At 34.4% G+C, this 14119-nt stretch carries 16 protein-coding genes and 1 other RNA gene; 13 read left to right on the forward strand and 4 right to left on the reverse strand.

The window, feature by feature from the left end; all coding sequences use genetic code 11:
* Positions 1 to 40: 40 nt before the first annotated feature.
* The 3 genes from B11cv2_RS01490 to ssrA all read right to left on the reverse strand — a co-directional run bounded on the left by B11cv2_RS01490 (position 41) and on the right by ssrA (position 1306).
* Complete coding sequence (locus tag B11cv2_RS01490) at positions 41 to 220, reverse strand: DUF4169 family protein (RefSeq protein ID WP_100693013.1); 180 nt, start codon at positions 218 to 220, stop codon at positions 41 to 43.
* A gap of 12 nt (positions 221 to 232) precedes the next feature.
* The gene (locus B11cv2_RS01495) at positions 233 to 778 is read right to left on the reverse strand and encodes an SspB family protein (protein ID WP_100693014.1); all 546 of its coding nucleotides are present in this window, start codon (positions 776 to 778) and stop codon (positions 233 to 235) included.
* Positions 779 to 947: 169 nt separating this feature from the next.
* Positions 948 to 1306: a transfer-messenger RNA gene (ssrA, locus tag B11cv2_RS01500) on the reverse strand.
* 86 nt (positions 1307 to 1392) lie between these two features.
* Here ssrA and B11cv2_RS01505 point away from each other — a divergent pair.
* Positions 1393 to 1698 (forward strand): DUF2853 family protein, encoded by a 306-nt coding sequence (locus tag B11cv2_RS01505; protein ID WP_100693015.1) that lies wholly within the window; start codon positions 1393 to 1395, stop codon positions 1696 to 1698.
* Positions 1699 to 1778: 80 nt separating this feature from the next.
* Here the strand turns inward: B11cv2_RS01505 and B11cv2_RS01510 are convergent, their stop codons facing one another.
* The gene (locus B11cv2_RS01510) at positions 1779 to 3086 is read right to left on the reverse strand and encodes an MFS family transporter (protein ID WP_100693016.1); all 1308 of its coding nucleotides are present in this window, start codon (positions 3084 to 3086) and stop codon (positions 1779 to 1781) included.
* A gap of 183 nt (positions 3087 to 3269) precedes the next feature.
* On the opposite strand from B11cv2_RS01510, the gene B11cv2_RS01515 reads away from it, so the two are divergent.
* The 12 genes from B11cv2_RS01515 (at position 3270) to B11cv2_RS01565 (ending at position 13856) form a co-directional block, all read left to right on the forward strand.
* Positions 3270 to 4064, forward strand: coding sequence for a thymidylate synthase (locus B11cv2_RS01515; protein WP_100693017.1), 795 nt, complete (start codon positions 3270 to 3272; stop codon positions 4062 to 4064).
* Complete coding sequence (locus B11cv2_RS01520; protein ID WP_100693018.1) at positions 4061 to 4570, forward strand: dihydrofolate reductase; 510 nt, start codon at positions 4061 to 4063, stop codon at positions 4568 to 4570. Before B11cv2_RS01515 ends, B11cv2_RS01520 begins: the two co-directional genes overlap by 4 nt.
* Before the next feature lie 132 nt (positions 4571 to 4702).
* A complete protein-coding gene (gene hflK / locus B11cv2_RS01525) occupies positions 4703 to 5833 on the forward strand; it encodes an FtsH protease activity modulator HflK (RefSeq protein ID WP_100693019.1) in 1131 nt (376 codons plus the stop codon).
* A gap of 2 nt (positions 5834 to 5835) precedes the next feature.
* Entirely contained in the window at positions 5836 to 6759 is a 924-nt protein-coding gene (hflC, locus tag B11cv2_RS01530) for a protease modulator HflC (RefSeq protein ID WP_100693020.1), read from the forward strand.
* Positions 6760 to 6888: 129 nt separating this feature from the next.
* Positions 6889 to 8370, forward strand: a complete 1482-nt coding sequence (locus tag B11cv2_RS01535; RefSeq protein WP_100693021.1) for a Do family serine endopeptidase — start codon at positions 6889 to 6891, stop codon at positions 8368 to 8370.
* 74 nt (positions 8371 to 8444) lie between these two features.
* On the forward strand, positions 8445 to 9320 hold the full coding sequence (gene miaA, locus B11cv2_RS01540) for a tRNA (adenosine(37)-N6)-dimethylallyltransferase MiaA (protein ID WP_100693022.1): 876 nt from the start codon (positions 8445 to 8447) through the stop codon (positions 9318 to 9320).
* 275 nt (positions 9321 to 9595) lie between these two features.
* Positions 9596 to 10717 (forward strand): ATP-dependent RecD-like DNA helicase, encoded by a 1122-nt coding sequence (locus tag B11cv2_RS01545; protein WP_100693023.1) that lies wholly within the window; start codon positions 9596 to 9598, stop codon positions 10715 to 10717.
* 79 nt (positions 10718 to 10796) lie between these two features.
* Entirely contained in the window at positions 10797 to 11531 is a 735-nt protein-coding gene (locus B11cv2_RS01550; RefSeq protein WP_100693024.1) for a pyridoxine 5'-phosphate synthase, read from the forward strand.
* A 497-nt stretch (positions 11532 to 12028) separates the two neighbouring features.
* Complete coding sequence (locus B11cv2_RS01555; protein ID WP_100693025.1) at positions 12029 to 12445, forward strand: hypothetical protein; 417 nt, start codon at positions 12029 to 12031, stop codon at positions 12443 to 12445.
* Positions 12446 to 12453: 8 nt separating this feature from the next.
* A complete protein-coding gene (locus B11cv2_RS01560; RefSeq protein ID WP_100693026.1) occupies positions 12454 to 12840 on the forward strand; it encodes an outer membrane beta-barrel protein in 387 nt (128 codons plus the stop codon).
* 165 nt (positions 12841 to 13005) lie between these two features.
* Positions 13006 to 13173 (forward strand): hypothetical protein, encoded by a 168-nt coding sequence (locus B11cv2_RS07570; RefSeq protein ID WP_305764467.1) that lies wholly within the window; start codon positions 13006 to 13008, stop codon positions 13171 to 13173.
* Between the two features lie 26 nt (positions 13174 to 13199).
* The gene (locus B11cv2_RS01565) at positions 13200 to 13856 is read left to right on the forward strand and encodes a YopJ family acetyltransferase (protein ID WP_100693027.1); all 657 of its coding nucleotides are present in this window, start codon (positions 13200 to 13202) and stop codon (positions 13854 to 13856) included.
* Positions 13857 to 14119 lie beyond the last annotated feature (263 nt).

Genomic DNA, 14119 nt, shown 5'->3' on the forward strand with positions numbered 1-14119 from the left:
GTTTTTGATTAATGAATAGTATCATTCTTCTCTGTTTTCATTAATCGCTAGAGAGATGATTTTGATCAAGAAATTTTTGGGCTTTTAGACTTTCTTTTTTATCAAAAAGTTTTTCAAGCTTTGTTCGTCCAAAACGATAGCGATTTTCTTCTGCATGAATAGCTTGTTTTGTACGTTTTTTCTGTTTTCGAAATTGACGAAGATTAATTATTGTAGCCATAGAGTCATTCATTTATTTTTTTCGGAAGGAGTCCAAAGAAACAATATCAGCACTTTGCTTAGAATCATTATTTGATGGCTCTTTTTCCGTTTTAAGATTTGATATTTTTGTAGATATACTTTCCTTTTTTTGTTTATCTGAAGGAATAAAAGGGGAACACGAAGCAGTTTCTAGATTTTGGCTCTCTCCTGAAGTAAGGGTAGGAGGAAGATCAAATGCTGTTTCAAAAGCTGCTATAGGATCGTAAAAGACTTGAATAGAATTAAAAGGGATAACCAGTTTTTCAGTAATTTCTCCAAAGGAAAGTGTTACTTCAAAAGCAGTTTCTGATACACTTAGATCTCTAAATTGGTGCTGTAATACGATAGTCATTTGGTCAGGATAGCGTTTTTGAAGTCTAGGAGAAATTTTTATTCCTGGTGCGTTTGTTAAGAAAGTGATAAAAAAATGATGGTTACCTGGAAGTCCTGCTTTGGCTACTTCCAATAAAACTTTTCGGATGACACCGCGAAGTGCATCCTGAACAAGAATGTCGTAACGGATCTGATCTTGAACCATCGAAGTTTATTCCTCCTAAATTTATACAGTGATTAAATATGAATAATACAGTGCAATAACATGTTTTTTTAAGCTAGCAACATTTTACTGACTATGCACCTAATTAATCAAGAAAAACACGAATTTATTTTAAATACTTTCTGATAGTTCAAAAATAAATAGGCCTAAAAGTGAAGGCTTCTGTTGCCAGGTGCCTTCGAACCCCGCTTAGACCTGCGACGGTTTAAGACTTAGTTTGAAGCTTTCGCATCGCTTAAGCAGCGATGAGACGGGCTTCCGCATAGTTGTCATTTGCAACTACTCATTTAGTCCGATAACGGTGGTACAATGCCGAGTAAAAGAGCAACCTTTACACCCTTGTCGATCCTGTTTCGCCCCCATAAAAATATAATCTTTATTTTTTATATTTTGGTGGAGGCGCCGGGTACCGCCCCCGGGTCCAATTGGTTTATTTCATTGTCCATTTATTACCATAGCTGAAAAGACAGCTTTGTAAGTATAAACGAATAACAGTTTTTAGAAAAGGGGGATTGTTAATATTTTAAATCCTCTAATTATTGAGATAAAAATATGATGTTTTGTGTATAGTTACTGATTATGAGAGGGACTGAAAAATGATGAATGATCTAGAAGATATTAAATTATATGACGTAAATCCTGATGAAGCTGTAATAGAACGACTTAGACGTCGTTTAACTTTGGTAATGAGACATCAAGATGCGTCGTTAGTTTCTACATCAGATCAAAAAGAGTTAGAGCGTGTTGAAAAATGGGCTCAAGATGTATTGGATATTGATAAGGAAAATGCGCAAAAAGCTGTTGCAAAAGTTGCTGAAATGATGTCAGGAGACCGCAAAAAAAATCGTTTGACTTTTTATTATCTGATTGCCCAGCAGGCTAATGCACTTGATAAGATTTAAATATTTAAAAGTAAATTTTGTATTATAATTTTCAAAAAAGTCTAAATTTCTTTAGACTTTTTTGTTTACTATGAGAATATTTAGTGAATATCATCACCTTGGAGATATCCACTTTTTCGAGCATCAGGCATTAAAAGAACTGCTATGAATGCAACAGTCATCATGCCAGTTACATAAAAATAAAAGATAAATTCATATCCAATATCTTTTAATAAAAGCGCTACAGATTCAGCTGATCCACCAAATAATGCATTGGCAATAGCATAAGATAAACCAACACCCATCGCTCGTATTGAAGATGGGAACATTTCTGCTTTAACAATGCCAGAAATGGATGTATAAAAACTGATAATACATAACATTCCAATAAGGACTGATAATGCAACCCATGAATTTTCAGTATTGCCAATCATATAAAGCCCAGGAATTGTGAAAATCACAGATAAGACACTCCAAATAATAAGTGAAGTTTTTGTTCCAATTTTGTCAGCTAAAGCACCAAATGCTGGCTGAAGTAACATAAAAACAAAAAGTGCGATCGTCATTATAGTTGTAGCTGTGTGCTTATCAAAGCCAGTAGTTGTAATGAGATATTTTTGCATATAAGTTGTATATGTATAAAATGTTAGTGATCCTCCCGCTGTGAAACCAATCACTAGAAAAAAGGCTTTCCGATGGTTACGCCAAAGTTCTCTAATACTACCAGCTTTTTCTTTAGAACGGTTCTCTTTAGTTGTTGTTTCATGAAGTGAACGACGGAGATAGATTGCAACAATGGCTCCTAATCCACCAATAGCAAATGGAATACGCCAACCCCATGCTTTTAGTTGTTCCTCTGTAAGATAAAGCGCTAAAGTAAATATAACAAGGCTGGCAAGAAGTTGACCACCAATCAGTGTAGTATACTGAAAAGAGCTAAAAAATCCTCGTTGGTTTTTAAGAGCAATTTCGCTCATATAAGTTGCTGTTGTTCCGTACTCACCGCCAACAGAAAGTCCTTGAAGCATTCGGAGTAAAAGTAAAAGAACTGCTGCTGAGGCTCCAATAGTTTCATAGGTAGGGAGTATGGCAATTAGGAATGAACCGCTACACATCATAAAAACAGAAATAAGCATTGACCGTTTACGGCCATAACGATCAGCAATGAAGCCAAAGAGCCATCCACCGATTGGACGCATAAGAAAGCCAATAGAAAAAACTATAGCAGCTTTAAAAAGCTGGAGTATAACATTGCCATCTGAAGGGAAAAATTGCGATGCAAAATAAATTGAAGTAAATGAATAAACATAAAAGTCATACCACTCTACTAAATTACCTGAGGCACTAGATATGATAGACCGAATACGTTTTTTCGCATCATATAGTGCTAAAGTTTCTTCATTCTCCATGGAGACCGTCCCTCTTTATTAAGTTACTTAAAATTTGCTTCTTACAATTTGAATCATCAAAATTCAATCGTATAATGGTAATTTCTTGTAAACAGATCATTTTGATACTCATTACATTGTATTTTTGTGAGTTTTAAAGTTTCTGTTTTATACAGTATGCAGAATCGGGCATAAACATTAAATATGAAAGCATATCTTGATCTCTTATTTCATGTTTTAAACGACGGTATTGATCGTTTCGATCGAACCGGTGTTGGGACAAGATCGGTTTTTGGATATCAAATGCGATTTAATTTACAGGATGGATTTCCATTGTTGACAACAAAAAAACTGCATTTGCGTTCAATTATCTACGAGCTTTTATGGTTTCTTAAAGGTGATACAAATATTACATGGTTAAAAGAGCATGGTGTATCCATTTGGGATGAATGGGCTGACAAAAAGGGGGATCTTGGTCCTATTTACGGTTATCAGTGGCGCTCTTGGCCTACACCGGATGGGCGTCATATTGATCAAATAAAAAATCTTTTAGCTATGATTAAAAAGAATCCTTATTCACGTCGTTTAATTGTATCTGCATGGAATCCTGCAGCGATAGAGGAAATGGCTTTACCTCCCTGTCATTGTTTGTTTCAATTTTATGTTGCTGCTGGCAAATTATCTTGTCAGCTGTATCAGCGTTCAGCAGATGTTTTTTTGGGTGTTCCATTTAATATTGCCTCTTATGCATTGTTGACAATGATGATTGCTCAAATAAACCATTTACAAGTAGGAGACTTCATTCATACTCTTGGTGATGCTCACCTTTATTTGAATCATTTTGAACAGGCAGAACAGCAATTATCTCGTACACCGAAAGCTTTACCAACGATGCTTATTAATCCAGAAGTAAAAAATCTTTTCTCTTTTACATTTAAGGATTTTGAGTTGCTTAATTATGAAGCTTTTCCACATATCAAAGCACCGGTGGCAGTATGACTCTTTCAATTTGTTTAATTGCAGCTGTTTCACAAAATAATGTTATAGGTTGTGCAGGTGCAATGCCTTGGCATTTATCAACAGATTTACAACGTTTTAAAACTTTAACTTTAAATAAACCTATTGTTATGGGAAGAAAAACTTGGGATTCTCTTAGACGCCCTTTACTGGGCCGTACGAATATTGTTATTACTCGCAATCGTATGTTAATGCTTAAAGGTGCTGTTATTGCTCATTCTTTATCTCAGGCTTGTCGTATTGCAGAACAGGTTGCTTTTCAAAGTGGTGCAGATGCATTTTTTATTATTGGGGGTGGTGAAATTTTTCAACAAGGATTACAAATAGCTGATAAAATATTTCTTACTGAGATCCTAGCTTTTATTGAGGGCGATAGTTTTTTTCCTGTTTTTGATAAAGAGAAGTGGACTATAATTAAAACACAATATATTCCAGAAGGTGAGAAAGATGATTATCCAACACGTTTTGTGATTTATGAGCGGAAATGATTGTTTGAGATATTGAAGGCATTTATTATTTACATTGTAAGAAAATAATAAGGCGCTTTAAATTGAAATCAGAGATCAAGTTTTGTAAATTATTAAGATTTGATTAATAACATTAATCTAAATGAGGTGATAATGCCCTGGACAAATCAAAATGGTAGTGGCCCATGGAGTGGTGATAGAAATAAATCCAATGGAGATAAAAAATTATCGCCTAAGAAACCTTTCGGTTCTGGTGGTAGTAATGGTCCTAATATTGATGATATTTTTCGTAAGGGGCAAGATCAGCTCAAGCAGTTTGGTGGCGGTGGTATTTTTATTATATTATTTCTGCTTGCTTTATTTTTTTGGTGTTTTCAATCTATATATATCGTTCAACAAAATGAACAAGCTGTGGAATTGCGTTTTGGTGTTCCTAAAGAAGGTATTATCAGTGATGGTCTACATTTTCATTTTTGGCCAATTGAAACTTATATGAAAGTTCCTTTAACAGAAAAAACTATTGCTATTGGTGGTCAGTCTGGTCAATTGCAACAAAGTGAAGGTTTGATGCTTTCAAGTGATCAGAATATTGTTAATGTTAATTTTTCTGTTTATTATCGAATTTCAAATCCCAGTCAGTTTTTGTTTAATGTGAATGACCAAGAAGGTACGGTTCGTCAAGTTGCTGAAAGTGCAATGCGTGAGGTGATTGGTTCACGGCCAGTTGATGATGTTTTGCGTGATAAAAAAGAAGAAGTTGCTGATGATGTCAAAAAAATTATCCAATTGACTGCAGATAAATATCAACTTGGTGTTGAAATAAATCGTGTGTCAATTAGTGAAGCTGCGCCTCCTACTAAAGTCGCTGCTGCTTTTAATTCTGTTCAACAGGCAGAACAGGAACGAGGGCGAATGATTGAAGAGGGTAATCGTGTACATTTTACTAAGATGGGTTTAGCTAATGGTGAAGCTGCACGCACACGGGAAGTTGCAAAAGGTGAAAAAGCGCAGATGATTGAAGAAGCAATAGGACGTTCTGAACGTTTTCAAGCTATAGCGCGTGAAGCTGCGATTGCACCAGAGGCTGCTCGCTATCGTCTTTATATGGAGACAATGGGGCGTATTTTTTCTTCTCCAAGAAAGATAGTTTTGGATCAAACAGCTTCTCCAACGGTATCTTATTTACCTTTAAACGAATTGCTCGGCAGTTCATCAAATAAAACAATAAAAAAATCAAAGCGTTCTGTAATACTACCGGATTCTAACGCTTCTGAGGGATACTAATTATGCAGCAATTTCGTTTCTTTTTTATTTTAGGGACTGTCATATTTGTTTTTATAGCCTTATGGATGTCTGTTTTTATTGTTTATCCTCGTCAACAGATAGCCATTAAGCGCTTTGGACAAATTGTTAATGTAGAACCTAAACCTGGTATTTATTTTAAAGTTCCTTTTTTTGATCATACTGTTATTATTGATAATCGATTGTTGCGTTATGATTTACCTACACAATCTGTGCAGGTTAGTGGTGGTGCATATTATGAAGTGGATGCGTTTTTTATTTACCGTATTACGAATCCGAAACTATTTTTACAACGTATTGCATCTGGTCGTCCACAGATTGCTGCGCGTGAAAATCTTGCACCGCGTTTTATTGATGCCTTGCGTGCTGTTTATGGTAAGCGAGAATTTAAAGCGGCTTTATCGGATGAACGTGGAGCGATGATGGCTGAAGTACAGCGCCAATTTTCTGTAGATGCAGGATCTTTAGGTATTACTATTGTGGATGTGCGGATTCGTAAAACTGATTTAACTGATGCTGTTTCAGAGGATGTGTATCGACAAATGGCAGCTGAACGTGAAGCTGCGGCAGAAGATATTCGTGCTCGTGGTCAGCAAGAACGGGATCGAATTATTGCAGAAGCTAATCGTAAATATGAAGAAATCGTAGCAGCAGCGAAACGTGATGCTGAAATTACTCGTGGTGAAGGGCAGGCTGAAAGTATTCGTCTTTTATTGAATGCACGAAGGGTTAATCCATCATTTTATGATTTTTGGTTAGCAATGGAACAGTACAGGAATTTAGAGAACACTTCGATGGTAATTTCGCCACAGGAGGACTTCTTTTTTTATTTTCGTAATCCACCACAAGCAAATAAAATATTTGCACCCGTAGAGATATTGGATAATAAGATGGCAATTGATAAATAGTAAAGTTATCATAAGATTACATCGTTTTATGAAAAATTCGATCCGTGGATTCTTTCTTTGATGATGAAGGTGGTATGATATTGTAGAAGGCCTGTTAGTTTCATATAAATGTGTATTATAGGTAAAAATATGTTTCTTAAGTGTTTTTCTACGGTAGCTACTATTTCTGTAGTTTTGTGTTTATCGGGATCAATAAGTTGGTCTAATGTTGTTTTGCAACAAAATGCACCATTATCAGTGCCTGATTTAGTTACGACGCTTTTAGATACTGTAGTGAATATTTCTACAGTGCAAACAGTTGATGGAACTGAGCAGGATGAAGATACTTCTTTGCCAATCGTTCCAAAAGATTCATTATTACAAGAATATTTTGATGATTTTTTTACACTTGGAGATGATAAGAAAGATAGCCAATTTCAAAAAGTGCGTTCTCTAGGATCAGGTTTTGTAATTGATGCACAAAAAGGACTCATTGTTACAAATTATCATGTTATCGCTGATGCTGATTATATTGAAGTTAATTTTGTTGATGGTACAAAGTTAAAGGCAAAATTGCTTGGGAAAGATAGCAAAACAGATTTGGCTTTGCTTCAAGTCGATCCAGAAGGAAAAAAATTAACAGCTGTACGTTTTGGTAGATCAGAAAACGCGCGTATTGGTGATTGGGTTATGGCTATAGGCAATCCTCTTGGTTTTGGTAGTAGTGTGACGGTTGGAATTATTTCTGCACGTAATCGTGATCTTAATGCTGGTCCTTATGATAATTTTATTCAAACAGATGCAGCAATTAATCGAGGTAATTCTGGAGGTCCATTATTTGATAGAAGTGGTCAGGTGATCGGCATTAATACAGCAATTGCTTCTGGATCGATAGGTATTGGTTTTGCCATCCCCTCTGATATGGCTCTTTCTGTTATCAATCAGTTACGTAATTTTGGAGAGGTAAAACGTGGTTGGTTAGCTATCCGAATTCAACCGATTACGGATGATATTGCAAAGAATTTAAAACTCGATAAGGCTGTTGGAGCATTAGTTGTAGGTAAAATAGAAAATGCAGAAGTTGATAATAGTCAGCTGCATATTGGTGATATTATTCTTTGCTTTGGAAAGACTAAAATTAAAAATATGCATGATTTACCACGTTTAATAGCAGAAAGCTCAGAAGGACAAGTAGTTAATGTTACAGTTTTGCGTGATGGACAAGAGAAAACAGTAAAAGTTAAACTTGGTCGTTTGGTTGAAACAGATTTGGATGAAAATATAATAGAAAAGTTTGATGATAAAGAAAATGATGATGTACCTAAAAAGATGATAATGCAACATATGGGAATGACGTTATCAGAATTGACAGCTGATTTGCGGCAACGTTACTCAATTTCAGATAAGCTTAATGGATTAATTATAACATCCATTGCACAAAATAGTGTAGCTGATAAAAAACGTCTTCGTGTTGGTGAGATAGTTGTTGATATTAATCAAAGTACGGTCACAACAGTTGAAGATGCCAAAAAACGTCTTCGTAAATTACGTGAAGCTGGGCGTAAAAATGCTTTATTTGTTGTTGCTCGTCCAGATGGAGAATTGCGGGTTGTATTAATCCAAATGGATTGATGTTTTAAGTATTTTTTTCTGTTATTGCTCGTCAACAGAGACATTTGCAGAAAAAGATGAAGGCATTGCTTTTAATGACACAAAGGACAATCACATTGATAGCGGGGCCAACTGCAAGCGGTAAGTCAAAACTTGCGTTAAAAATAGCTCAAGAAAAAAATGCTGTCATTATTAATACTGATTCAATGCAAATTTATGATACTTTAAATATTTTAACAGCACGACCAACAGAAGATGATATTATAATTTCTCCTCATTATCTTTATGGTTATGTAAGTCCTTCTGTTAGTTATTCTGTGGGACAATGGTTGCGTGATGTAGAAAAGCTTTTAAATATAGTGACTTCGAAGTCACTTATTTTTGTTGGTGGAACAGGTCTTTATTTTCGTGCTCTTTTGGAAGGAATTTCAGAAATTCCTGATATTCCGGATGTTTGTCAACAAAAGTGGCGGCATCGACTTCAAGAAGAGGGGGTTGAGAATCTATATCGTCAGTTATTACAGGTTGATGCTGAGCTCTCTAAGCGTATTTGTGCGCAAGATGGTCAACGCATTATACGTGCTTTGGAAGTTTATGATGTGACGGGTAAAACACTTAGTTGGTGGCAAAAACAAGAAACAAAATCTTTGATTGCAAAGGATTGCTCAGAAAAGATTCTTCTTATTCCACCGCGTCAACAGCTCTATGAAAACATTAATAAGAGATTGGATCGTATGGTTGAACAAGGAGTTTTAGAAGAGGTTCTTATTATAAAGCAGCTTATGCTTTCTCCTTTATTACCAGCGATGAAAGCTATTGGTTTACCCGAATTTATAGCTTATTTAGACGGATATTTAAGTTTTGAGAATGCTATTGAGACAGCGAAGACAAAAACTAGGAGATATGCAAAAAGGCAAATGACTTGGTTTCGTAACCAATTAAATGAAGAATGGAAAATTATCGCTGCATAAAAATATTAAAAGCTTGAAGATAGCTTAAAGATAAGAGGGTATTTTAGATGAAATTTCTTTTAAAGATAATTAAATGAAGAAAGAAAATCGTGACAATTAAGATTTAAAATATTTTATTTTAGTTGCTTTATTTAGCAACGATTTCAAATATGCATACAGGTGTAACAATAATAGATTTTAGCTTAGCAAATATTATGCGTATAAAATTTTTTACTCACAGTAATGTTAGTTTTTAGAGTGCTTGCACTTTTTGTACGAATCTTATCTTATAGGTTATGCAGTTTTCACCAGAACAGGATAATGCATTAAAGGCTGTAGCCGCGTGGTTGAAAAATGGGAAATCACCTATTTTTCGTCTTTTTGGTTATGCAGGAACTGGAAAAACAACACTTGCTCGTTATTTTGCTGAAACAGTTGATGGTCCTGTTCAATTTACTGCATTTACAGGTAAGGCAGCCCAAGTTTTACGTTCTAAGGGTGCTAGTAATGCTCGCACCATTCATTCATTAATTTATTGCCCTCGCGGTGAAGAAGAAGTGTCTGATGAAGTAACAGGTAAAACATCCCTTACACCAACATTCGCATTGAATCGACAAAGTCCAGTTGTACAAGCTAAACTTGTTATTGTTGATGAATGTTCAATGGTTGATGAGCAATTAGCGCGTGATTTAATGAGTTTTCGAACACCAATTCTAGTTCTGGGTGATCCTAGTCAGTTACCTCCCATATCGGGAGGAGGTTTTTTTTCTGAAAGCGCGCCAGACTTTCTATTATCAGAAATTCATAGACAAGCGCGTGATAATCCGATTATTCGTTTAGCTATGGATGTGCGTGAGGGACGTGATATTTCTTATGGAGATTATGGTTTAGCACGTGTTATTACTCGTGAAGAGGTTAACCAACAATTAGTACTGGAAGCTGATCAACTTTTAGTAGGTATTAATCGAACGCGTTATCTTTATAATAAACGTTTACGTGAATTAAAGGGCTTCACAACGGATTATCCACAGGTTGGAGATAAACTTGTGTGCTTACGAAATGATCCTACTAAAGGTTTATTGAATGGTTCTTTATGGAAAGTTCTGACTTCACAGAAAGAAACTGTTAAACTAGGTATAAATCTTATTATTAAGCCAGAAGATAGTGAACGTGGTGTAGCAAAAGTTAAGCTTTTAAAAGCAACCTTTGAGAATCCTGATAATCAAATTTCGTGGCAATTAAAAAAACGATATGATGATTTTGATTATGGATACGCTTTGACTGTTCATAAAGCTCAAGGATCTCAATGGGATAATGTGGTTTTGTTTGATGAAAGTTTTGCATTTCGCGATATGTACGCACGATGGCTTTATACAGGAATTACACGTGCAGCAGAGCGCTTAACAATTGTTCGGTAGTACAAGAATATTTTATTGTTTGATATTGTGCTTAGATATGTTTTTTTAATATCAGAATATTATAGAAGTGGGATAGTTTGTGGCAATAAAACTTTCAGTTAACCTTAATGCTGTTGCTGTTTTGCGCAACAGGCGCGATCTTCCATGGCCAAGCATTGAAAACATTGGATATATAGCACTTTCTGCCGGCGCAGCAGGCTTGACGGTACATCCACGTCCGGATGAAAGACATATCCGTTTTGTTGATTTACCAAAAATACGTTTTTTAATGAATGATGCTTTTCCTAATGCTGAATTTAATATTGAAGGTTATCCAAGTGATACATTTTTAGACTTAGCAGAAAAATATGCTGATCAAATTACTCTTGTTCCTGACTCTCCAGATCAGTCAACTTCCGATCACGGTTGGGATTTTGTTAGCAGTGCAGAATTTTTAGCGCCTGTTATTCAGCGCTTAAAAGAAAAAAATATTCGTGTGTCGTTATTTGCTAATACGGTTTTAGATGATCTCGATATTGCTAAAGCTATTGGCGCTGATTATGTAGAATTTTATACTGGACCTTATGGTGGTGCGTTTGATGATGAAGAAAAGCAAACACAGGAGTTAGATAAATTAGTTTTGGCAGCGCAAAAAGCAAGGGAATTACAATTACATATTAATGCAGGTCATGATCTAACAATTGCTAATCTTCCTGCTCTTGTTAATCGGATTCCTTGGATTAATGAAGTTTCTATTGGCCACGGACTTATTGCTGATGCATTAGAATACGGAATGCATGAAACTGTTCAGCGTTTCATTCGGTTATTGGTATAAGTTATCTATTCAAGAAAATGTAACGATGGATTGTATTTAGTGTCTAAATACTCTTATGTCATTGTTGAAAAGTATTATTTATTGTGTAACAATTTGAGTTCTTATTTAGTTATAAAATTACTGCTTGCTGCTTTAATTAAGATCTGACAGATAACGTTTTTTCTAAAAGTAGATTAGTTGTAGTTGGAATATATCTATTTTAAATTAAAAACCTTCTAATTTCTAATAATTAAAAGCATAGGTAATGCTTTTTTTAATTACCTCAAGCACTTAAAAACATTTTGTAATTATATTATATTATATTTTTAGAAATCAATATGTTATTAATAAATAAAAATAATATTGATTAATGCCTGATGGCTTTATTATAGAACTATAGGAAGCTATAAATTCAGCAATATTTTAATTATTTTCTATAATTGTGTTATTTTTGCTGCAGATTTGTTGAAAGAAATATGTAACATTATGTGTCTAAAGTTTTGTTTCGGAGTTGTTGTATGAAATATTTAACAGCATCTGTTTTTACATTATTCTCAATTTCTATAGCCCAAGCAACAGATTTTGTGATTCCTTATCAATCACATACTGATTCACCTTTTGTTTTGTCGTCTGCTTTTTCGTGGCAAGGTTTTTATTTTGGTGCGAGAATTGGTGGTTTTTCAGGTCCGATTACGTCGAGTATTATGGACGAAAATAATGTAGAGCGTAACATTATATTTCAAGATCAATCGTCACCTAAGCTCTCAGGTGTTGTAGGTGGTCTTTATGCGGGTTTAGATATTAATATTCACAATATTTTTGTTGTGGGCTGTGATACCAATGTAGATTGGTCTGGCGTAAAGGATACAAAAGTTATTGATGTTATTGCTTCTTTACAAGCTGATTTAAAATATGGTAATGGGGGGGTGAGGTAGATTTTGGTATAAAACAAAGCTTACAACAAAAATGGCTTAGTGCTATACGTTGGCGTGTGGGGTTTAGTTTTGATCGCGTTATGCCTTATGTTGCTGGTGGTGTTTCTTTGTCACAGTTTCGGAGTACTTATTCAAAGTTTTTGGTGGCATCAAACAATAATTCATCGATACGCAGTCTATCAGAAAAGCCGCTCCCTGTATCATCAACTTCCAATGTAAATACAATGGTTGGTTATACCATTGGTGGTGGTTTAGATTTTGCAATAACTGATAATTTTATTTTACGTGCAGAATACAATTATTCAGATTTTGGTAGAAAGGAATTGGTAAATAGTAAGATAAAATTTAGCTATAAAAGCAATGCCTTTTATTTTGGTTTAGCTTATAAATTTTGAATTTTAGATTAGCTCATTGAACAGTTTTATCGAAGATGACGTTTTTGTCTCTGTGCATTTTATCGTTGTTACTTTTCAGCATATGAGGTTTTAATACGAAGTATCTTTAGTTTGAGTGCAAAACTCAATTGTTTGATCTGGGTTTTTGATATGGAGGTTTGTGTTATGTTGCAGTCATCAAGTCCAATTACTCAGGCTAATGACTCTTTAATCACTGAAAAAAATGAGACATTAGAAGATCTTATTATTCGTTTGGAGAATGACATCTTTAATGGAAAATGGATAGAAGAAATTTATTCAGATATCGATTTTAAAATGATGCCTGCTTTATAAAACAGGCAAACAATAAATACCCAGAGATGAATCTTAGGCTTGTTACGACATTGAAAGATTTGGGCGCATCTATGCAAAAAACAATCGGTGATGGGATTCAATCTTCGAGGTTTATAGTGAATGTACTGACTAGTGCTATGCCCCATTTTGTAGTAATTGATCATAAAACTATCAACAATAAGCTTTCCTTTGTATTATTTGAGTGCACAAGATGTAATAATGAGGTTTCTTTTGTACTAATATCGAAGGTAAAAAGAGCCATTGAAGGTTTCCAATTGCCTGATTTTTATTGTTCTATTGTAGAAATGGATATTCAGCGAAGTATGTCTGAATGTGGAATTTTTAGTTTAGCTCTCGCTAAAAAACTTTATCTTCGATCTGATAAATTAGAAAAACTGCATAGAGATAATATTAAAGGTGATCGGTGGGATAGAGATGTTTATTTATCTTATGATTTATTGGATACATATCTTCCAATTGACTTTTATAAACATGTGCAAGGTTTTAGACGTCTTGAGGAATATGTGAAAAAAAATCCAGGATCTGAAAAAGAAATCGTTAACAAAAAAAATGAAACCATTTTTGAGAGGTTTGAAAGACATACAATGGTAAAAAGAGGTAGAAATATGTCTGCATCAGCACACAAAAAAAGGATTACTGAATATAAATCATTAATGAGATGATAAAATTTCTTAGATGTTATTAGCTAATATGAATGAAGAAAAAGTTATAGATTAAGATCTATTAATTTTGGAAAATTCGCTTGGTTTTATACCACTTTGTTTGTAAATTAGGAAAATATTTAGCATAATTAAGTGCTTAGTATCGGTACAGTATAAGGATATATATTTTTTTATACAAGCGAATTAAAAAGAAAATTAGAGCCGGAGCCTATGAAAATATTAACTGATGGTTTTATAATTTTTAACACCTCAATATAACAAAT

The sequence above is a fragment of the Bartonella sp. 1-1C genome (genome assembly GCF_002810325.1).
Lineage (GTDB): Bacteria > Pseudomonadota > Alphaproteobacteria > Rhizobiales > Rhizobiaceae > Bartonella > Bartonella rochalimae.

Excerpts from the sequence above, each read along its gene's own strand:
- B11cv2_RS07570 (WP_305764467.1), top strand. The coding sequence starts at position 13,006 with ATGTTGCAGTCATCAAGTCCAATTACTCAGGCTAATGACTCTTTAATC.
- B11cv2_RS01505 (WP_100693015.1), top strand. The coding sequence starts at position 1,393 with ATGATGAATGATCTAGAAGATATTAAATTATATGACGTAAATCCTGAT.
- B11cv2_RS01515 (WP_100693017.1), top strand. The coding sequence starts at position 3,270 with ATGAAAGCATATCTTGATCTCTTATTTCATGTTTTAAACGACGGTATT.
- B11cv2_RS01510 (WP_100693016.1), bottom strand. The coding sequence starts at position 3,086 with ATGGAGAATGAAGAAACTTTAGCACTATATGATGCGAAAAAACGTATT.
- B11cv2_RS01555 (WP_100693025.1), top strand. The coding sequence starts at position 12,029 with ATGAAATATTTAACAGCATCTGTTTTTACATTATTCTCAATTTCTATA.
- B11cv2_RS01565 (WP_100693027.1), top strand. The coding sequence starts at position 13,200 with ATGAATCTTAGGCTTGTTACGACATTGAAAGATTTGGGCGCATCTATG.
- B11cv2_RS01490 (WP_100693013.1), bottom strand. The coding sequence starts at position 220 with ATGGCTACAATAATTAATCTTCGTCAATTTCGAAAACAGAAAAAACGT.
- B11cv2_RS01535 (WP_100693021.1), top strand. The coding sequence starts at position 6,889 with ATGTTTCTTAAGTGTTTTTCTACGGTAGCTACTATTTCTGTAGTTTTG.
- hflC (WP_100693020.1), top strand. The coding sequence starts at position 5,836 with ATGCAGCAATTTCGTTTCTTTTTTATTTTAGGGACTGTCATATTTGTT.
- B11cv2_RS01545 (WP_100693023.1), top strand. The coding sequence starts at position 9,596 with ATGCAGTTTTCACCAGAACAGGATAATGCATTAAAGGCTGTAGCCGCG.
- B11cv2_RS01495 (WP_100693014.1), bottom strand. The coding sequence starts at position 778 with ATGGTTCAAGATCAGATCCGTTACGACATTCTTGTTCAGGATGCACTT.
- hflK (WP_100693019.1), top strand. The coding sequence starts at position 4,703 with ATGCCCTGGACAAATCAAAATGGTAGTGGCCCATGGAGTGGTGATAGA.
- B11cv2_RS01520 (WP_100693018.1), top strand. The coding sequence starts at position 4,061 with ATGACTCTTTCAATTTGTTTAATTGCAGCTGTTTCACAAAATAATGTT.
- miaA (WP_100693022.1), top strand. The coding sequence starts at position 8,445 with ATGACACAAAGGACAATCACATTGATAGCGGGGCCAACTGCAAGCGGT.